The organism is Lentzea rhizosphaerae (assembly GCF_042649515.1).
In the GTDB taxonomy this organism is placed as follows: Bacteria; Actinomycetota; Actinomycetes; order Mycobacteriales; family Pseudonocardiaceae; genus Lentzea; species Lentzea aerocolonigenes.
Map to the genome: position 1 here is coordinate 878,972 of NZ_JBHRZI010000015.1, position 20,210 is coordinate 899,181.

14 protein-coding genes are annotated in these 20,210 nt (G+C 69.8%); 1 reads left to right on the forward strand and 13 read right to left on the reverse strand.

Annotated features, from left to right (window positions below; genetic code table 11):
* The first annotated feature begins 78 nt into the window (after window positions 1–78).
* Window positions 79–1,230 carry an ROK family transcriptional regulator gene (locus ACFOWZ_RS21310; protein WP_382375019.1) on the forward strand — a complete coding sequence of 384 codons (1,152 nt, stop codon included), beginning with the start codon at window positions 79–81 and terminating at the stop codon, window positions 1,228–1,230.
* Window positions 1,231–1,310: 80 nt separating this feature from the next.
* Here the strand turns inward: ACFOWZ_RS21310 and ACFOWZ_RS21315 are convergent, their stop codons facing one another.
* From ACFOWZ_RS21315 to ACFOWZ_RS21375, 13 genes are all read right to left on the reverse strand, one after another.
* On the reverse strand, window positions 1,311–2,327 hold the full coding sequence (locus tag ACFOWZ_RS21315) for a polyprenyl synthetase family protein (protein WP_382375021.1): 1,017 nt from the start codon (window positions 2,325–2,327) through the stop codon (window positions 1,311–1,313).
* Entirely contained in the window at window positions 2,327–3,013 is a 687-nt protein-coding gene (locus ACFOWZ_RS21320) for a hypothetical protein (protein ID WP_382375023.1), read from the reverse strand. Before ACFOWZ_RS21320 ends, ACFOWZ_RS21315 begins: the two co-directional genes overlap by 1 nt.
* A gap of 64 nt (window positions 3,014–3,077) precedes the next feature.
* A complete protein-coding gene (locus ACFOWZ_RS21325) occupies window positions 3,078–6,572 on the reverse strand; it encodes a ThuA domain-containing protein (RefSeq protein ID WP_382375025.1) in 3,495 nt (1,164 codons plus the stop codon).
* Window positions 6,573–6,604: 32 nt separating this feature from the next.
* Window positions 6,605–7,456, reverse strand: coding sequence for a sugar phosphate isomerase/epimerase family protein (locus tag ACFOWZ_RS21330; protein WP_382375027.1), 852 nt, complete (start codon window positions 7,454–7,456; stop codon window positions 6,605–6,607).
* A gap of 92 nt (window positions 7,457–7,548) precedes the next feature.
* Window positions 7,549–8,751: an ROK family protein gene (locus ACFOWZ_RS21335; protein ID WP_382375029.1), complete on the reverse strand. Its 1,203-nt coding sequence runs from the start codon at window positions 8,749–8,751 to the stop codon at window positions 7,549–7,551.
* Window positions 8,752–8,826: 75 nt separating this feature from the next.
* Entirely contained in the window at window positions 8,827–9,534 is a 708-nt protein-coding gene (locus tag ACFOWZ_RS21340) for a glycoside hydrolase N-terminal domain-containing protein (protein WP_382375031.1), read from the reverse strand.
* Between the two features lie 82 nt (window positions 9,535–9,616).
* Complete coding sequence (locus ACFOWZ_RS21345) at window positions 9,617–11,110, reverse strand: arabinofuranosidase catalytic domain-containing protein (protein ID WP_382375033.1); 1,494 nt, start codon at window positions 11,108–11,110, stop codon at window positions 9,617–9,619.
* A 40-nt stretch (window positions 11,111–11,150) separates the two neighbouring features.
* The gene (locus tag ACFOWZ_RS21350) at window positions 11,151–12,854 is read right to left on the reverse strand and encodes a ThuA domain-containing protein (protein ID WP_382375035.1); all 1,704 of its coding nucleotides are present in this window, start codon (window positions 12,852–12,854) and stop codon (window positions 11,151–11,153) included.
* 37 nt (window positions 12,855–12,891) lie between these two features.
* The gene (locus ACFOWZ_RS21355) at window positions 12,892–15,729 is read right to left on the reverse strand and encodes a PQQ-dependent sugar dehydrogenase (RefSeq protein WP_382375037.1); all 2,838 of its coding nucleotides are present in this window, start codon (window positions 15,727–15,729) and stop codon (window positions 12,892–12,894) included.
* Window positions 15,730–16,054: 325 nt separating this feature from the next.
* Window positions 16,055–17,890: an RICIN domain-containing protein gene (locus tag ACFOWZ_RS21360; RefSeq protein ID WP_382375039.1), complete on the reverse strand. Its 1,836-nt coding sequence runs from the start codon at window positions 17,888–17,890 to the stop codon at window positions 16,055–16,057.
* Window positions 17,891–17,949: 59 nt separating this feature from the next.
* Window positions 17,950–19,095, reverse strand: a complete 1,146-nt coding sequence (locus ACFOWZ_RS21365; protein WP_382375041.1) for an inositol-3-phosphate synthase — start codon at window positions 19,093–19,095, stop codon at window positions 17,950–17,952.
* A 15-nt stretch (window positions 19,096–19,110) separates the two neighbouring features.
* Window positions 19,111–19,437, reverse strand: a complete 327-nt coding sequence (locus ACFOWZ_RS21370; RefSeq protein WP_382375125.1) for a hypothetical protein — start codon at window positions 19,435–19,437, stop codon at window positions 19,111–19,113.
* A gap of 189 nt (window positions 19,438–19,626) precedes the next feature.
* Window positions 19,627–20,193, reverse strand: a complete 567-nt coding sequence (locus ACFOWZ_RS21375; RefSeq protein ID WP_382375043.1) for a DJ-1/PfpI family protein — start codon at window positions 20,191–20,193, stop codon at window positions 19,627–19,629.
* Window positions 20,194–20,210 lie beyond the last annotated feature (17 nt).

A 20,210-nucleotide genomic window follows, 5' to 3' on the forward strand; every position in this document is an offset into this window, starting at 1 on the left:
ATGTCTTACGGATGAACGTCACCATTACTCGGTGTTCCCTGGTTCACTGGGCCAGTGCCGGACGTACCTTGGGCTCCTGTGCCTTCTCCTGGACAGCTGCTGCGGCTGCTGCTCGACGGAGTGCCGCGCACACGTGCCGAACTGGCGAGCCAGACAGGCCTGACCCGCGCCGCGGTCCGAACCAGGCTCGACGCGCTGCAGGACGCGGGGTTCCTCACCGACCGCGGCATCAGGGTGTCGACCGGCGGCAGACCCGCGGGCCGGCTGGCGTTCAACGCGGCCGCCCGTTCCGTCCTGGCCGCCGATGTCGGCGCCACGCACGCGACCGTCGCCGTGACCGACCTCGCCGGCGGGCCGCTGGCCGTGCGCAGGCTCGGCCTCGACGTCGCCGACGGGCCGGAGCCGGTGCTGGCGCGCCTGGCCGAGACCTGGAGGGAACTGGTCTCCGACGCCGGCGTGTCCTCCGTGTCGCCGGCCGGTGTCGGCATCGGTCTGCCCGGCCCGGTCGAACACTCGTCGGGCAGGCCCAACCACCCGCCGATCATGCCCGCCTGGGACGGCTTCGACGTGCCGGCGCACGTCCGCGCCGAGTTCGACGTGCCCGTGCTGGTGGACAACGAGGTCAACCTGATGGCGCTGGGCGAGCACGCGCACTCGTTCCCCGGCACCGACAACATGATCGTCGTGAAGGTGGCGACCGGGATCGGCTCGGGTTTCATCAGCAACGGCGTCCTGCACCGCGGCGCGGTCGGCGCGGCGGGCGACCTCGGCCACATCCGGACACCGGGCAGCGACGACGCCCCCTGCAGCTGCGGCAACACCGGATGCCTGGAGGCCGTCGCCAGCGGCTCCGCGATCGCCGCCCGGTTGCGCGCCAAGGGGGTGGAGGCCCACACCAGCGCCGACGTCGTCGCCCTGGTCCGCGCGGGCAACGTCGAAGCCGGCCAGGCGATCCGGCAGGCCGGCCGCGCCATCGGCGAGGTGCTCGCCGCCTGCGTCAGCATGGTCAACCCCTCGCTGATCGTCGTCGGCGGCGACCTCGCCGCTGCGGGTGAGATGCTGCTGGCCGGAGTGCGGGAGGCGGTCTACCGCCGTTCGCTGCCACTGGCCACGGAGAACCTGCGCATCGTGCCGTCGCGTGCCGGCGAGGTGGCAGGCGTGCTCGGGGCGGCGACCATGGTGGTCCACCACGTCCTGTCACCCGGCATCGTCGACCAGCAACTCGCCTAGCGCCCCTTGACGTCGCGTTCGATCTCGATGAACGGCGCTTTTGTCCACCTGAGGTGGACAAAAGCGCCGTTCATCGAGCACTAGCGGTCCCTGCTCGTGACCAGACGGGCCAGACCGCGCAGATCCAGGGCTGCGGCCGGACGCGGATCCGCTCGGTCCAGGCAGCCGAACGCCAGCCGCACGCGGCGATCCGCCTCGGCCTCCGCCCACTCCCGGCCGCCCGCTTCCGCGACCAGCGCGACGATGCGCTGAACGGTCTCGTCCGCGCTGCGGTCGGAGAGGTAGATCCGTCGGAGACTGCGCCCCGCCGGCGTGTCCGCGGCCAGCGCCGCCACGACCGGCAGGGTTCTTCGGCGGGCCCTGATGTCGGAGTGGGCCGGCTTGCCGGTCCTCTCCGGGTCTCCCCAGATGCCGAGGATGTCGTCGACCAGCTGGAAGGCGACGCCGAGATGCACCCCGAACCACCGGTAGTGGTCAGCGACGGCGGGGCCGGCTCCGGCCGCGAGAGCGCCGAGGCGGCAGGCCGCCCCCAGCAGGGCACCGGTCTTCCTCGCCGCGGTGGTGAGGCACTGCTCGACGTCGGCCGACGCCGAGGTCTCGGCCGCCACGTCGGCCGACTGCCCTTCACACAGGTCGACCAGCACGTCGGCGAGCACACCGGCCAGGGACGGCGGCACCAGGCGCAGTGCGAGTCCCACCAGGACGTCCCCGGTGAGGATCGCCGCCGTGGTCCCGAACTCCTCCCAGGCCGAGGGACGGTGCCGCCGCGTTTCGTCGCCGTCCATGACGTCGTCGTGCAGGAGCGAGAAGTCGTGGATCAGCTCGACCGCCGTCGCGGCCGCGATCACGTCCGGCGCCGGAGGCCCGTCGGTGAACGCGCGGGCGCAGGCGAGGGTGAGAGCGGGCCTCAACGCCTTGCCGCCCGGCGGTGAAGGTCTGCCGTCCGCGTCCCACCACCCGATGTGGTAGCCGGCGACGCGACGCAGCGCCGGGCCGAGCTCGTCGACCGCGGCCCGGTGCACGGGCTCGATCAGCGTGCGCGCGTCGACCAGGAGACGGACGGGGCGGGACGCCGGCAGCACCACGTGACCCGTCATCACCGTCCCTCCGGCGCGCCGTCAGGGGCGAGCGCGCCCGTGTCGCCGCCGGTGGAGAGCTGGACGTGCACGTGCCCTCTCCCCGCGTCGATGTTGATCACGTCCAGCTGGACCGCGGCCACCGACCACGTGCGCAGTGCCAGCGTGCGCTGCTCACCCGCCAGCGCCACGAGAGTGCCCCTGACCGGCTCGGCCACACCGAGTGCCGTCTCGAACCCCCTGACCGCCGCGGCGAGCTGTTGCACGGCCGTGCGCAGGCCGGAGCGCGCCACGTTGATCCCGTTTCCCGCGGAAGGAGACTGCTCGTACGACTTCTCCGCTGCCGAGAGAACGTCCTTCCAGCCGTTCACCACCTCCGCGGTGAGTGGCGACTTCGGGGCCGACCCGTCGACGGGAGCCGCCTGCGCCATGGCCGCGAGCACCGGGGCCAGACGGTCCCTGATGTCCTTGGCCTGGTCGGTCAGCGGGCCGAGCTGCGCGGCGTCGCGTGCGGCGTCCTCTCGTTCGAGTTCCGCGATCCGCCGCTGGGTCGCGTCCGGTCCGTTCCCCGAGGTGATCACGTACGCGACCGCCAGGCCGAGCAGGAAGGCGGTGAGGAAACCGGCCCACAGCCGCCCTTTCGGCTTGGGCGGCGGCGTGGCCCAGACGGCGGCCTTGGTCGCACGTGACCGAACGGTCCTGCTCATGGTTGCTCCCTCGACGCCGTTGCGGGGAAGCCGGTCAGCGGAAGACCGCTGACCGGCTCCTCGACTACCGGAAGGTCCACCTCTGGTTGGTCCCGCCGTGGCAGGTCCAGATGATGAGCTGGGTTCCGTCCGCCGTGCCGGCGCCGTTGGCGTCCAGACACTTCGTGCCGTTGCGGATCGAGCCGTCGGACTGCACGGACCAGTTCTGCCCGGACGCGCCGTTGCACGTCCACAACCTGACGATCGCGCCGTCGGTCTGGCTGTTGCCGGTCACGTCGAGGCACTTGTCGAGCGACCGCAGCGTGGTGCCGTTCTGCGTCCACTTCTGGTTGTTGCCGCCGTTGCAGGTCCACAGCTGGACCTTGGCGCCGTCGGTGGAGCTGGCTCCGTTGACGTCGACGCACTTGCCGCTGGCGCCGACGATCTCCTTCGCACCGCCACCGCCTGGCTGTCCCGCGCCCGGTCCGACGTAGGTGATCGAGTCGAGGTCGAAGCTGGTCGACGACGACGTCTTGAACACCGCGAACAGCTCGACGGTGCCGGTCGGCGCGGTCACGTTCACCGCGGGCGTGCTGGCGTAGGTGTCCGAGCCACCTGTGCTGGTGACCGGCGACGACGCGATGAGCTGACCCGTCGGCGAACCGGCGCGCAGTTCGATCGTCCCTCCGCCACCCGACGGCGCGGACACCCGGAACGACACCTGGTTGATGCCGGTGAAGTTGACCGGTTTGAACGAGATCCAGTCGTTGTTGCCGATGTCACCGACCCTGGCACCGGACTCGGCACCCGCCTGCGACACGATCGTCACGCCGGACGAGTCGTTGAAGAACTCGGCCTGCTTCTGCTTGGGCTGCAGCACGACCTGGGCGCTGCCGGTCAGGGGCGGCACCCCGTTCGCACCGTTGTCGGTGTACTCGGCCGAGCCGATGACGTGCACGTTGAGCCCCTGGTGCCCCGAGTCGATGGTCGTCTGCAAAGACCCGGTGCAGCCGGTCATCGGCGAGCCGATCGGGTGCTTGTGCGAGTCGTGGCCCATGTTCGACTGGACGCTCACCTTGCCGCAGTCGATCGTGCCGTCCTCCAGGTCGGTCACGGACAGCGTGTACGGGACGGGGTCACCGAAGTTGATCATCCCGCCGTCGACGGGACCGGTGAACTTCACGACCGGCTCGGTGTTGCCCACGCTGATCGTCACGTTCGCGGTGCCGATCTTGCCGGCCGAGTTGGTGACGGTCAGCTGGGCGGTGAACTTCCCGCTGCCGGTGTAGGTGTGCGAGGGGTTCGGCTCCGTGGACGTGGCGCCGTCGCCGAACGTCCACCGGTAGGTCAGCGGAAGACCACCCGGGTCGTTGGAACCGGCGCTGGAGAAGCGCACCGTCAACGGCGACGGACCGGTCAGCGGACTGGCGGAGGCCTGCGCCACCGGAAGCCGTTCACCGGTGGTCGTGTAGTCGATGCGCCACAACCCGGCGCCGGGCAACGGTTTGTTGTCGTCCCAGCCCGTTCCCCAGGTCAGCAGGTACATCGACCCGTCGGGACCGAACTTCGCGTCCATCGGCGAGGCGAACGACATGTTCGACAGGAAGTTGTTGACCTTCAGCAGGTTCCCGGACGAGTCCATCCGGAACTCCCACATGCGGTTGCGGGACCACTCGCCGAAGAACGGGGTCTGGTCGAAGTAGGCGGGGAACTTCGTCCTCGACGGGTTGCCCGCGTCGTACTGGTAGGCGGGGAACGCCATCGGCGCCTCGCCGCCGCTGCTCGGGCCCATCTCCGGGAAGGCGTTGCCGTTCGCTCCGTTGCCGTACCAGAGGTCCGCGCCCCGCGACGCGGGCAGCGTCGTCAGGCCGGTGTTGTTGGGCGAGTTGTTGACCGGCGACCCGCAGTTGAACTTCGGTCCGGACGTGTTGTTGGCGAAGTTCCAGTCGTTGTACGCGATGTTGTTCGCCACGCAGTACGGCCAGCCGTAGTTGCCCGGCGACTTGATCACGTTCCACTCGACGAGACCGGCCGGACCGCGGTTCGGGTTGTCGCCGCCCGCGTCCGGGCCGTAGTCGGCCGCGTAGATCACGCCGGTGGTCGGGTGCACGCTGAACCGGAACACGTTGCGGAAGCCCATCGCGTAGATCTCGGGCCGCGTCTTGGCCGTGCCGGGCGCGAACATGTTGCCCGAGGGCACGGTGTAGGTGCCGTCGGGCTCGGGGTGGATGCGCAGGATCTTGCCCCGCAGGTCGTTGGTGTTGGCCGCGGTTGCCTGCGCGTCGTACAGCACGCGGCCGGGGCGTTCGTCGATCGGCGCGTAGCCGCCCGAGTCACCGTTGGGGTTCGTGTCGTCGCCGACGCTGATGTAGAGGTTGCCGTTGGGGCCGAAGTTCAGCTGGCCGCCGGTGTGCCCCGGCTCCTCACGCCGTGACGCTGGCACGGTGAGCAGGATCTTCTCGCTCGCCATGTCCATCTTGTCGCCGTTCATGGTGAAGCGCGAGATCCTCGCGATCTCCTGGCTCCCCGCCGGGGAGTAGTTCAGGTAGACCCACTTGTTCGTGGCGAACGCCGGGTCGAGCGCCATGCCGACCAGGCCGTCCTCCGAGGTCTGCCCCTGGCCGTAGACGCTGAGCGTGCCGGCGACGACCGTCGTCCTCGTGTCCGGCTTGTAGATCTTCAGGTTGCCGTTGTACTCGTTGAAGAACACCCGGCCGTCCGGAGCGACGTCGAGCGTGCTCGGCGCGATCGTGGAGTTGTCGAGCTGCACCTTCTGGAAGCTGCTCCACACCGTGGGACCGCAGTCCGCGCCCACGATGCCGCCCGCGGTCTCCACGCCACCGGTGATGTGCTGGCGGAACAGGGGCTCGGAGTAGCTCGAGGCGTTGTGGCCCATGCCGGTGGCCCACACCCGGCCGCCCTCGAAGTTGCGGCACCACGAGATCGGGTGGTCGACGCCCATCTTCTGCGGGCCCGCGTCGTAGGTCGACTCGTCCGCCGTGACCAGCACGTGCACGTCACCGCGCGCGGAGCGGTTGAAGTTGTACCACTCCTCCGTCCGCGTCCACCGGTCCGGCAGACTCGCGCCGGACGGGTGCTTGCGGTCCGCGACCTTGGCGGTGCCGGAGACGATCGACGAGTGCTGGGTCATGGTCATGCCGAGCATCTGGTCCCACCACGGGAACTGCTGCTCGATGTTCATGTCGGTGGCGTTGTGGATCGCCACCACGCCACCGCCCCTGCGCACGTAGTTCTGCATCGCGGTGCGCTGCGCGGCGGTGTCCCACACCATGCCCGACGTCTGCAGCATCACGACCACGCTGAACGTGGCGAGCGTGGTGTCGTTGAAGACCGACGCGTCCTCGGTCTTGGTCATCTCCCAGCCGCGTTGGGCGGCCAGTTGCTCCATCATCGTGATGCCCGCCGGGATGGAGTCGTGCCGGTACGCCCCGGCGGCGGTCTTGGTGAACAGCAGGACGTGCAGGCCGTGGGCCTGTGCCGGGGTGATCGGCGTGACGAGCCCCATCACCACCAGAGCACCGGCCAACACCGCCAGTAGTCGCTTGAGTCTGTCTTGCATTGCCACTCCTCCGGGGGTGGTGACGCGGTCGGCTAACGGGTGAGAGCGGCGGCGGCAGCGTGCAGGAAGGCGAGGCCTTCGACGGCGAGGGCGTCCGGGGAGTCGGCCAGCGGCCGCCAGATCGAGGCGGCCGTCGCGATGGCGGCGTTGTCCGGCGTGAACGACTCGATGCACAACGGACCGCGGTAGCCGGCATCGCCCAGGGCACCCAGCAGCGCGGGCCAGTCCTGGTGATCGCGACCCGGCGTACCGCGGTCGTTGGCGCACACCTGAACGTGTGCGATGCGCGCGCCGGCGGCGAGAACCGCCTTCACCGGCGCCGCTTCCTCGATGTTGAGGTGGTAGGTGTCGAGCGCCAGCCCGCACCCCTCGGCAGGTAGCCCGTCCAGCGCTTCCAGCGCTTGGTCCACGGTGTTCAGCAAGCTCGTCTCGTACCGGTTCAGCGGCTCCACGGCGATGCGGACACCGCGCTGCGCCGCGTACTCGACGACGGGGAGGAGGTTCGCGCGCAGCTCGCGGTACACCCGCGGCCGGTCGTCGATGCGCCAGGTGCGGCCGACCGAGCTGTACGCGGGGCCCGCCGCGACCGGGCTGCCGACGATCGCCGCGACGTCCACGACCCGCCGCAGGTAGTCCTGGGTCTCCGCGACCGTGTCCGCCGCGACCAGCTCACGGCCCGGCGGCATGACGAGACAGACGGTGGCTCTGAGGTTCAACTCGGCCAGCAGGTCGGCGGCACGGCGCGGGTCCCAGTCGCCCGGCTGCTCCACCGGCAGCTCGATGACGTCGAATCCCCACTCGCGAACCTTCGGCGCGAGCGCGGCCAACCCGTCATCGGTGAGCGGTGAGGTCCAAACCCATGTGTTGACGCCGATGTCCCACATGCAGGTGAACGTAAGCCCGACCATATGGCAGGGTCAATGCAAAAGTACGACGCAACCGGGCTAAATTATGGCAAGCATGTGCCAAAAGTAGTTCAGGCCTCTCCGGCGGAGATCGCGGAGACGACCGCACCGAGCCGTGCGTCCAGCACCTCCGGCGACAGCACGTGCTGCACGACCATTGCCGCGGCGCCCAGCACACCGGCGGTCGCACCCGCCGTCGACGCGACGATCCTCAGGTTCTCCGTGGCCAGTGGCAGGGAGCGCCGGTAGATCGACTCGCGCACCCCCGCCAGCAGCATCTCCCCCGCCTCCGCCACGAGCCCGCCGATGACCACGAGCGACGGGTTGAACATGCTCACGCACCCGGCGAGCACCTCGCCGATGTCCCTGCCCGCCTGGCGCACGACCCGGCCTGCCTCGAGGTTGCCGGCACGGACCAGGTGCACCACGTCGGCCGTCGAGTGCGCGGGGAGTCCCAGTTCCCTCAGCTTCGCCGCGAGCGCCGGACCACCGGCGACCGCCTCCAGGCACCCGGTGTTGCCACAACGGCACAGCGCGTCCTCACCGTCGGGCACCCTGATGTGACCGAGGTCCCCCGCCGCGCCCGCCGCGCCGCGGTGCAGCACGCCGTTGCTGATCAGCCCGGCGCCGACACCGGTCGCCGCCTTCACCACGATCATGTGCAGCACGTCCGCGTGCGAGGCGGTGTGCTCGCCCAGCGCCATCAGGTTGACCTCGTTGTCGACCAGCACCGGCACGTCGAACTCCGCCCTGATCGCCGCCGGCACGTCGAACCCGTCCCAGCCCGGCATGATCGGCGGGTTGTTCGGACGGCCGGTGGAGTGCTCGACCGGGCCGGGCAGGCCGATGCCCACGCCGGCGATCTCCGCGGTGTCCACCCCACGCAGCAGCTCGCGCCAGGTCGTGACCAGGAGCTCGAGGATCGCCTCCGGTCCGTCCGCGATGTCGAGGCCCACCTGTTCGACCGCGATCAACCGGCACCCGAGGTCGGAGACCGCGACGGTCGCGTGGGTGGCCCCGACCTCGGCCGCCAGCACGAGGTGCGCGCCCTGGTTGAACACGAACCGGCTCGCGGGGCGCCCGCCGGTGGACTCCTCGGTGCCGCCTCCGGTCACCAGGCCGGCGGCCAGGAGCAGGTCGAGCCGCAACCGCACGGTGGATCGGACGAGGCCGGTCGCGGCCACGATCTCCGCTCGGGTGCGCGGCCTGCCGTCCATCAACAGGCGCAGCACGGCGCTCGGCGAACCGGAATCGATGCCATGGGTGCTCTCCATCGGGCAATTGTCACACCGGCAACGAAAGAGCCGGGCTCAACGTCAGGCTTGCGTGTGATCGTCGCCGAACGCGGGTCAGGCCGGTGTGGCGGCCGTGTGCCGCGCGAACAGGGTCGCGTAGTCGCTCTCGAGCCCGGCCAGCGCCGTGCGCAGCGCGGGGAAGATCCAGCCGGTCGAGGACGACTCGCACCTGTCGAGTTTGGTGAGCAGGAGCAGCCTGGCCGCCCCGATGACGACGAGCGTGGCCCCGCTCGCGAAGACGCTGCCACCGAACGCCACCACCCTGGTGATGCCCTCGCAGCCGAAGACACCGCGACCCGACCGGCCGACGCCCCGCAGGCTGAGGTAGCCCGAGCCGTTGCTGACGGTGGCCCTGGTCGTGCAGCGGGTACTGCCCAGCAGCCCGTCGAGGGCGGTGTCGACGCTCAGCGTGGTGTCGACCGTCCGGCCGGGCGCCGGCAGCAGCTCGTGGGCGATCACCTGGTCGGCTCTGGACGCGAAGGCCCGGCGGGCCCAGGTGCCGTGCCGGTCGGTCCAGGTCGAGGTGACCTCGCCGGTCCGGGAGTCGGTGATCCGGCCGTAGCCGCCGACGGCGGTCATGCCGGGACTGGAGATCCGGAACTCGTAGGCGGGGTGGCAGGACCGGCCGGCCTCGAAGACCACCTTCTCCATCGCGGGCTCGCCGTACAGCACGGCACCGCATTCACCGTTCGCGGTGCGGAAGCCGTCCGTCCAGCACGCGGCCGGGCTGGTGTCGTGGATCCTCGGCTCTGGCATGCGCATCACACGACTCCTTTGTCAGTGATGGGGATGGTCGTGAGTGCTTTCCGGCGCCGCGGCGGCGGAAAGCACTCACGACCGCTGATCAGGTCAAGCTCCACTGCTGGTTGGACTGGCCGTTGCACGTCCACAGCTGGACGAGCGCGCCGTTGGCCGTGGACGCGCCGGACACGTCCAGGCACAGACCGGACTGCGCGCCGGTGATCGTGCCGTTGGCGTTGACGTTCCACTGCTGGTTGGACTGGCCGTTGCACGTCCAGATCGCCACCCTGGTGCCCGCGGTGGTCCCTTGGCCGTACGCGTCGAGACACCGCTGGGCGGTGCCGTCGAACACGGTGAGCTGACCCGACGCCGACCGGGCCCACTTCTGGCCCGCGCTGCCCGAGCAGTCCCAGATCCGGGTCTGCGTGCCCGCGGTGCCGTTCGGCGCCTCCAGGCACTTGCCCGCGCCCACCGCACGCACAGCGCCACCGGGCACGGGCACGTTGCCGCCGCCACCGCCGTACCCGGCAGCGATGATGTTGGCCTGCACGGCGTTCTCGGTCGCGTCGGACGGGTAGCCCGCGACCATCGCGCCCTCGTAGAAGGTGCCCGCACTGAGGTTGGCACCACCGTCGGGCTTGCAGCAGTCACCACCGCTGCCCAGGATGATCGCGCCCTGCTTCTTCATCGGGCTGTAGCCGTTGGGCAACGAGCCGTCGTACAACGTCGTCAGATCGCCCGCCTGGGCGTTGCCGCCCTTGAGCGCGAACCGCGTGGTCCCGTTGTTCTTCAGGATCGCCGTGACGAACTTGTCCGTGAAAGCCCGCTGGTTCGGGTTCCACTGCTGGCTTCCGCCGGGGAACAGGCCCCACTCGAGATCCGCCTGAACCCACGGACCGCGGCCCTGGCAGCCGCCGAACCAGCACTGCGTGCTGAAGTTGATGGCGTCCATCGCCCCGGCGGCGTCGGCTTTGCGGGTCGTCTCGCTGTTGCCGTAGTCGAAGCAGCAGCCGCCGTTGACGTGCGTACCGCTGGTCACCATGTACATGCCTTCCGGCGCGGCGCCGGTCGGGACACCGGTCCGGCTGCCGTCCCGCCAGTAGCTGTTGCCGGGGTTGATGTAGAGCGAGTACGCCTTGCTCTTGTCGGCACCCATCACCAGCGATTCGGAGGTCGCGTTCGCGGGACGGCTCTGCGGCGACCCCGGGACCACGCTCGATCCCTGGTACCACAGGTCGTTCCCGCGACCGGACTGGTCGTAGACCACCGTGATGACACACGAGGTGCCGGCGCAGAACGTGTCCTGCGTCGCCGCGTTGACGTTGCCTCCCGCGACCAGCAACCCGATGTCCTTGCTGGTGTTGTCCGACGCACGCCTGACTTGGTAGAGATTTCCGTTGTACGAACCGTAAAGCGCCCGCGTCGTGCTGTGCGCCGCGATGCAGGGCGTACCACCGCTGGCGTAGATGTCACACGGTCCTGTGGTCGCCGCCGCCGCGGGTGCCGGTGTGGACCACGTCAACGTGGCCGCGGCCAACACGGTCACCGCCAAGGCGATGCGAGCCCGCACCGCCGGCGAGACTGCCGAGAGTCTCATTCCGCACCTCCTGAGAAGGTCTGCCGCTGGGTCGAGCCGCTCACGGCAGGGTCCAGCGCTGGTTCGTGCCGCCGTGACAGGTCCAGAGGATGAGCTGGGTGCCGTCCGCCGAACTGCCTCCGTTGGCGTCCAGGCACCTGTTCGCCTGCTGGTTGACCAGCGAGCCGTTCGCCCCGGCCGTCCAGTTCTGCGATCCGCTGCCGTTGCACGTCATCAGCTGCACCTGCGCGCCGTTGGCCGTGCTGCCGCCCGCGACGCCCATGCACTTGTTGAGGGCGCGCAACGTGTTCCCGCTGACCGTCCACTGTTGACCCGCGTTGGTGTTGCAGGTCCACAGCTGGATCTTCGTGCCGTCCGCGCTGCTGCCGCCGGCGACGTCGACGCACTTGCCGGAGCCGCCGGTGATCCGCCCGGTGCGCGGAACCGTCCCGCCCAGCTCCTTGATCCGGACGTTGCGGAACGACACGTCGTCACCGGACCCGTGGTTCTGCAGGGCGATGTGCCCCGAGGTGAGCGACCTGGCCGGATCGGTGTTGGTGAAATCGTTGATCTTCACGCCGTTCAGGAACACCTGGAGGCGTTCGCCCTCGACGAGCAGCTCGTAGGTGTTCCACTCGCCGGGCGGGTTCAGCGCGGCGTCCCTGGCGGCGGTGTCGGGGGCCTTGACCCCGTAGATCGCTCCCGTGGTCTTGTCCGCGGTGTCCGTCGCGTCGATCTGGACCTCGTACCCGTTGGCGAGAGCCGAGTCCGGGGTGCTGCCCGCCGGGAACCCGAGCACCACACCTGAGTTGTCGTCTCCCGGCATCCGCCAGTCCAGCTTGAGGGAGTACGACCGGAACTCCTTGGCGCTGTACCACAGCATGCCCAGGCCACCGGACGAGGTGAGCGTGGCGTCGCTGTTGGTGAACCCGCCGGGGCCCGCCTGCGTCCACCCGGTCGTCGACCCGTTGTAGAGGGTCGTGTATCCGGTCTCCGGACGGCAGTCGGCCTTGGTCCTGTTCGCCGCGTACCGGATGCCGCCGAGGACCATCGTGCGGAAGGCCGGTTCGGTGTAGCTCTCCTTCGTGTGACCGAGACCCGTGTAGAAGGAGCGTCCACCTGCCATGGGCTTGCACCACGTGATCGGGTGGTCGGCCCCCATCGACCCGCCGGAGTACGTGGATTCATCCAAAGTGGACAGAACACGGACGTTGGCACGCGGGTTGGCGCGGTAGTTGTACAGCTCGTCGGTGCGCACCCAGGCCGGGGAGAGGTGCGCGGTGGCGGCGTGCGCACGGTTCTCCGTCCGGACCGTCGCCTGCTGGATGGCCGGGTGCGACGCGAAGTACGCACCCACCAGCTCGCCGTAGAACGGCCAGTCGTACTCGGTGTCGGCCGCCGAGTGGATCCCCACGTAACCGCCGCCGCCGCGGACGTAGGACTCGAAGGCGCTCTGCTGGGTGGCGTTCAGCACGTCCCCCGTGGTGCTGAGGAACACCACGGCCTCGTACTGCGCGAGGTTAGCGGTCGTGAACTGCGCCGCGTCCTCGGTGGCGGTCACCGTGAAGTTGTTGGCCGCGCCCAGCTCGCGGATCATCTGGATGCCGTTGGGGATCGAGTCGTGCCGGAAGCCCGCTGTCTTGGAGAACACCAGCACGTCGTAAGGCGCGTCCGCGGCCGCCGCCGGTGGCGCGGGTGCGACCCCGCCCACGACGAGCGCCGCGGCGGCCACGCCGAGCGCCCGTCGCCAAGCCTGGTAGGTCATCTCATCCTCCTTGGTGTGGAAGCACGCGGCGGAGTCGTCATGGCAACGTCCAGCGCTGGTTCGTGCCGCCGTGGCAGCTCCAGATGATCAGCACGGTGCCGTTGGCCGTGCCGGCGCCGTTGGCGTCGAGGCACTTGCCGGACTTGGTGTTGACCACGGAACCGTTGGCTCCGGCAGACCAGTTCTGGCTCGTGGCACCGTTGCAGGTCCCCAGCTGCACGGCTCCACCGTCGGCGGTGCCGCCGTTCGCGACGTCCATGCACTTGCCCAACGCCCGCAACGTGGTCCCGTCGACCGTCCACTGCTGGTTCGCGCCGCTGTTGCAGGTGTACAGCTGGATCCGCGTGCCGTCGGCGCTGCTGCCGCCGGTGACGTCGGCGCACTTGCCGGACGCCGCCCCGGTGATCGGCCCGGTGCGGCCGCCGCCACCCGAGGACGTGTCGAACGTGAAGGCGTCCACGTCGAACAGGTAACCGGTGCCGCTGCCGGCGAACGTCAGGTACAGCCTGTCTGTGGTCGTGGGCACGTTCGTCAGCGCGGTGGAGACCTCCCGGAACGTGTCCCAGCCGCCAGTCACCGGCACGGTCAGCGTGGCCACGGCCGGACCGGTCTGGGAGCCGGTGCGCACCGTGATCGTGCCGCCCGCTCCCGCGGAGGACACGCGCGCGGTGAACCGGTTCGCGCCGGTGAGGTTGTAGTTGTCGAAGGCGATCCACTCGCCGTTGTGGATGTCGCCGACGGTGCGGCCGCCCTCTGCCGCCGTCTTGTCGAACAGGCCCGTGCCGGACTGCGTCGTGTAGTGCTCGGCCTGGCGGTGCCGGGGCTGGAGCACGTGCTGGGTGTGGGTGGTCGCGGGCGGCACGCCGTTCGCACCGTTGTCGGTGTACTCGGCGTCGAAGACGGCGTAGATGTTCGCCGCCGTGTCGTGCTCACCGTCCACCGGGATCTCCATGGTCCCCGAACAGCCGTTGCGCGAGGTGATCTTGTGGGAGTGGCTGTCGTGGCCGAGGTGGTAGGACAACGTCACCTTCGTGCAGTCGATCGTCCCGTCCTCCGCGTCGGACACCGTGATCGTGTACGGGACGCTGTCGCCGAAGCTGAACAGGCTTCCGTTGACCGGGGTGTTCAAGGTGACGACAGGTGCGGTGTTGCCGACGGTGATGATCACGTTGGTGCTGCCGGTGAGCCCGGCCGGGTCTCTCACCGTGAGCGTGACGGTGTACTGACCGTTGGCGGTGTAGGTGTGGCTCGGGTTCGCCGCCGTGGACGTGCTGCCGTCACCGAAGTTCCACGAGTAGGTCAGCGCGCCGTTCTCCGGGTCGGAGGAGCCGGCCGACGAGAAGTCCACGGTCAGCGGCGCGGTGCCGGACAGGCGGTTGGCCGACGCCCGTGCCACCGGCGCGCGGTTGCCCTGCGGACCGATGTACTCGATGCGGTAGAGCGCGGAGCTCGCGTCACCGCTGCCCCAGCCGGTGCCGTAGTCCAGCACGTAGAGAGCACCGTCCGGACCGAAGCTCGCGTCCATGACCTGGGTGCCGCGCCAGGGGAAGTCACCGACCTGCCCGGCGGAACCGTCGGGGTTGACGTCGATGGTCTTGATCCAGCGCCGGCCGAACTCGGTGGCGAACACGTGCCCGTCCAGCGAGGCGGGGAACTTGACGGTCGACGGGTTGTTCGCGTCGTAGCGGTACACGGGCGCGCTCATCGGGGACTCCGACCCGCAGCCGAACGCGGCGAAGGAGCAGTTGTCGTACTTGATCCACGCCGGGCGCGCGGCGGGCAGGTTGGTCAGGCCGGTGTTGTTCGGCGAGTTGTTGACCGGCGCGGCGCAGTTGAAGCGGCTGCCGGACGGCCCGGACGGGAACGTGTAGTCCACGTAGTTCTCATCGGTGGTGTTCGTGCCCGTGCAGTACGGCCAGCCGTAGTTGCCCGCCGAGGTGATCCGGTTGAACTCCACCTGCCCGGCCGGTCCGCGACTGGAGCTGGTCGAGCCGGCGTCCGGTCCGTAGTCACCGAGGTAGATCGTGCCGGTGGCCGGGTCCACGTTGAACCGGAACGGGTTGCGCAGGCCCATCGCGTAGATCTCCGGCCGCGTGCGGGCCGTGCCCGGCGCGAACAGGTTGCCGGCCGGGATCGAGTAGGACCCGTCGGCGTTCACCTTGATCCGCAGCACCTTGCCGCGCAGGTCGTTGGTGTTGCCCGCGCTGCGCTGCGCGTCGTAAGCGGGGTTGCGTCCCGAGCGCTCGTCGATCGGCGTGTAGCCGGCGGAGTCGAACGGGTTGCTGTCGTCGCCGGTGGACAGGTACAGGTTGCCCGCCGCGTCGAAGTCGATGTCACCGCCGACGTGGCAGCAGATTCCCCGGCTCGTCGGCACGTCCAGCACGGTCACCTGGCTCGCCGTGTTGAGCGTGAAGTCGGCGTTGAGGGTGAACCGCGACAGGCGGTTCACGCCGTTCCACTGGGAGAAGTTCGTCCCGGTGGACGGCGCGTCACCGGCGGGTGTCGACAACGGCGGCGAGTAGTAGAGGTAGATGTGCCGGTTGGTCGCGAAGCCGGGATCCACGGCGACGCCCTGCAGCCCCTCCTCGTCGTGGGTGTAGACGGGGATGTTGGCGATCACGTTCGTGGCGCCGGCCGCCGTGGTGCGGCGGAGCGTGCCGTTGCGGGACGTGTGCAGCACAGAGCGGTCCGGCAGCACGGCCATCGACATCGGCTCGCCCATCTCGGCGACGCCCTTGGCCAGTTCGACTTGCTGGAAGTCGGCCGGGTTGACGGTGTGGGCAGCGGCGGGCGGTGCGGCGGTCGTGGCCACCGCGACGGCTGTGGCCACGGTCAGGAGCGCGGCGGAGAACGCCGCGGTGAGTCGGTTTCTCATGGGAGGTCATACCTTCGGGTCTCGTTGACGCGCTGATGCGGGGTTCGCGGTGGACGGCCGGGGATTCGGCACGTCGAGCAGGTCCGGGTGAGCGGACCCGTCGGAGAGGGACCCGGTGCGAGCGTCACGGCGCCGGCCGAGACGAGCGAGAAGACCGCGGAACGCGCGAAAACCCGGCGGCGGCGCCGGAGGATGGAGGTACGAGGCCATGATCGTCCTTCTTCGTTGAAGGTGTCTGCCGCTCCGCCCCTTTCCGGGAGCGCTCCCAGAAAGGGGCGGAAATCGGCCCGCCTCCCCGTTGCCGGGAGTGCGGGCCGAGGTGGTGCTAGGTGGTCTGGCGGCCGGGCAGGCGCCAGGTCTGGTTGAGCGGGCTGCCCTGGTTCACGGGGTTGCAGGTCCGCTGGTCGAGCAGGGCACCCGACGCGGTGGAGGCGCCCACGACCGCGACGCACTTGCCGCTGTGCCGGGCGACGAGCTGGAAGTCGGTGGGAGCACTGCCCGCGTAGGTGACCTTCCGCAGGGTGAACTGCTGGTTGGTCCCTCCGTTGCAGTTCCACTGGATGACCGCGGCACCGTCCGCTGTGGACACTCCGTTGACGTCCAGGCACTTGCCCGACTGCTGGTTGGTGACAGTGAAGGTGTCGGCCGTTCCGGCCACCGGGCTGAAGTTCCACCGCTGCTCGTCGGCGGTGCCGCAGGTGACCTGCTGCTGCCGGGTGCCGTCGGCGGTGCTGCGGCCGGGGTTGGTCAGGCAGTGCTGCGAGTGCTGGGCGACCGCGGTGGACTGGAAGGCCCCACCAGGAGTGCCGGAAGGCGGCAGGACCGTGATGGTGAAGGACTCGTCGACGTTCGAGTGCGGCAGGTTCACCGTGGTGCCGTTGTTGTTCAGCGTCACGACCGTGTCGATGGCGGTCACGGGGCCCGAGACGGCGCCGCCGTTGTTGTACGGGATGCGCTCGACGAGCACGCGCACCTGGTTGTTCTTCACGATGCCCTCGGTGGCGTCCAGGCGCCGCAGGTTCACCGCGATGTTGCCCGTCGTGCGACCGCCGCCGACCAGCACCTTGGCTTCACCCGGTGCTTTCGTCGCGAACCCGTCGTAGTTCTGGCTCGGCGTGACCGTGGTGATCTGGCCGGTCTGCGAGCCGTAGAAGCGGTAGACCCACCACTCCCCCTTCGGCTGGTGCTGCCCGGCCGAGTTGCGCACGAGCAGGTTGCCGAGGTCGTTGTGCAGGTTGCCGCCGCCGGCCCAGTTGGCGCGCAGGCCGTCCGCGCCCGCCCGTTCCAGCCGCGAGATGTACCACGAGCCGTCGCCGGGGTTCTGCTCGTTCGACGCGCCGTACTCGTTGATCTGGTACGGCCTCGGGTGCGGGATGCCGCGCGAGTCGAGCGTCTGGTTCGCCACCTGCACGTTCGACACCGGATCACCGGGCAGTGAGTGCCAGCTGATGATGTCCGGCACGGTGTTGGTGGAGCGCACGAAGTCGAGGTACTGCGGCCACCAGCCGCCGGTGGACGGCGTGCACGCGCAGCTCGGCCCGACGATCAGCTGAGTGGGGAACTCCGCCCGGATGCGCTGGTACGTGCGGCGCCACAGCTCGAAGTACTGGGACTGCGGGCGGTTCCAGAACAACGTGATGTTGGGCTCGTTCCAGATGTCCCACTGGACGGGCACACCGGTGGCGCGCACGTCGCTGATCAGGCGGGTGAGGAAGTTGTCGTAGTCGGTCCAGTTGCCGTTGTCACCGGGGAAGCGCGAGATCGCGAACCCGTCCGCGCCCCAGAGGTCGTGCGGCAGCAACACGAACTCGCCGCCCAGCGCACGGGTGCGCAACAGCTGCGCGCGCGTCGAGTTCCACCGGCGGTCGTACTTCCCGGACACCCAGCCGCCCGGACTGTCGAGCTGGGCACCGCCCGCGCGCATGTACCGGAACTTCACGTCGCGGTAGAAGTTGTCCGCGGGCCCGGACGCGTTCTCGGTCATGCCGTAGATCCAGCCCGACGCCCGGTAGGTCGGAGCGCCGGCGCCCGTGGAGAAGTCGACGGCGATGGACTCGTCCGCCGCCCGCACCGGCACGGCGAAGGCGATGACGGACAACAGGGCCATGAGCACTGGCAGAACCGCTCGCCGGCCTCGTCGCTTCCTCGTGGTGGTGTTCACGCCTGCTCCTTTGCAGGGAAAGGGTTGCGCAGCGGAGTCCAACCTGGTGGATCGATCTGTCAGCGTGTGCCCAGGGTTCGGGCCCACTCGTGGAGTTCGCGGGCCTGTTCCGCGAGCCGGTGCTCGTCGCTGCCCAACGGGTCCTTGAAGAAGAACGCGAGCGCGCCCTGGGCGCCGGTCCGGCCCGCCGCGTGGGCGGCGGCCATCAGGCGGGCGAGGTCGAGCACCAGCGGGGCGGCCAGGGACGAGTCCAGGCCGCTCCAGGTCAGTTGCAGTGACATCCGCGCGCCGAGAAACCCTTCGAACGACACGTGATCCCACGCCGTCTTGCGTTCGCCGAGATCGGGTACGTGGTCGATGTGCAGGGGCGCGGTCACGTCCTCACCGAGCAACGCCGCCAGCCCCCTGGTCTTGGACGCCAGCTTGCTGTCCGCGTGCGCCGGGTCCTCCAGCGTCGCCCCGTCACCACCGCCGAGCAGGTTCGTGCCCGTCCAGGACAGCACGCGCAGCGCTCGCGAGGTGAACATCGGTGCGAGCGCCGCCCGCAGCAGCGTCTCCCCCGTCTTGCCGTCCCTTCCCGCGTAGGGCAGTCCCTTCGCCACCGCCAGCTCGGCCAGTGCCGGCACCGCGACCCCGGTGGACGGCGTGAAGTCCACGAAGGCGCATCCCGCTCGGAAAGCGGCGTAGGCGACGAGAGAGCTCGGCGGCAGCACGACGTTTCCCGGCACGGCGAGCGCTTCCTCCAGCGTGGCGAGCGAGTCGTGCTCGACCCGCACGGGTGGCTCGGTCGACGCCACGTTCACCACCACGACGCGGGCCAGCTCGTGCCGGGCGCGGAAGTCGGCGATGTCCGCAGCCAGCCGCCGGGCGGCGTCGGCCTGGCTTCCGGACAACGCCGCCGGGTCGTAACCGGGCCGGATCTCCGCATCCACGGTGTCCAGCCCGCTCGCGATACCTCCCGTCACGTCGTACGGCAGCACGCCGTCGCGCACCAGGGACTCGACCCGCTTCGCCAGCGGCGTGGTCACGATGTCGTGCCCGCCGACCACGAACGCGCCCCACGGTGCCAGGTGCGCGTCCAGCAGCTCGGTGACGCAGCCGACCGGCGGCACCAGACCCGCGCGCAACGCGAGCAACCCGCTCACGGCGGTGGTCGCCACCGATCCCCTGGCACCGTTCAACCACAAGCCGATTCGTTCGGCCACGACCGTCTCCTCTCGTCAGCCGGCCCCGGCCGGCCGCTCTGCCGTCCGAGCCGAACACCGCGTCGTGCACCGACGAACCGATCCGTTTCCGAGTCCGGTGGAGACGAAGTCCCAGCCCCGCCGAGGATCGGCCCACGACAGGTGCGAACCCGTGCGGCCGTTGCCGACCTGCCGCCGACCCGCCTCCGCCCGGCGGGCGAAGCCCATTGTGGACAGTCCGGCCGGATCGCCGAAGTCCGCGCCCTGCAACGCCATCACGCCGGAGAAGCGTTTCACCAGTCCCCTGACCGACAGTGGCGGAGCTGATGCGGCCGTCATCAGGTCACGCCTGGACGAGCTCACCATTGAGTCCTCCGAACCCCGAGAACTGCTTGCTACAGCAGGGAATTCAGTCTTCCGTCAAAGTAATGAGCCGCCTTTCGCACGGTCAAGGTCGTGACGGTGTCACATATCAGCCAATTTGGCCCCTTGACCCAGCGGTCGAAGCAGCCCTTCCCGACCGACGTTCGCGCAGCCGTCCATTGTGGACGATCACTCGGCGGGAACACCCGACTTCGCCAGAACCCGCAGGAACGCACGCGACCACTGAGGCAGGTCGGGCCAGCCGCGGCAGGACACCATCGCGCCGTCCACGACGTCCGGCCCGTCGGCGAAGGTGGCGCCGGCCTGCTCCACGTCGACCTTCAGCGGCGGGTACGCGGCGGTCGTGCGACCGCGCAGGAGTCCCAGTGCGGCCGGGACCTGCGGACCGTGGCAGATCGTGCCGACCGGGAGTTCGTGAGCGAAGAAGTACGCGACGATGCGGGCGACGTCCGGGTCGGTGCGGATGTACTCCGGTGCCCGGCCACCCGGAATCACCAGCGCCTGGTACTCCTCCGGACGCACGTCCGCGAACGCCAGGTCCACGGGCAACCGACGACCCGGCTTCTCCGTGTAGGCGTCACATCCCGGTTCGAAGTCGTGCACCACCAGCTGCACCGGACGTGTCGTGGGCGCGGCCACGACGACGTCGTGGTCGTCCTCCCGCAGCCGGAACAACGGGTACATCGAATCGAGCTCCTCCGCGGCGTCCCCCGCCAGCATCAGTACTCGTGCCATGCGCCTTCCTCTTTCCC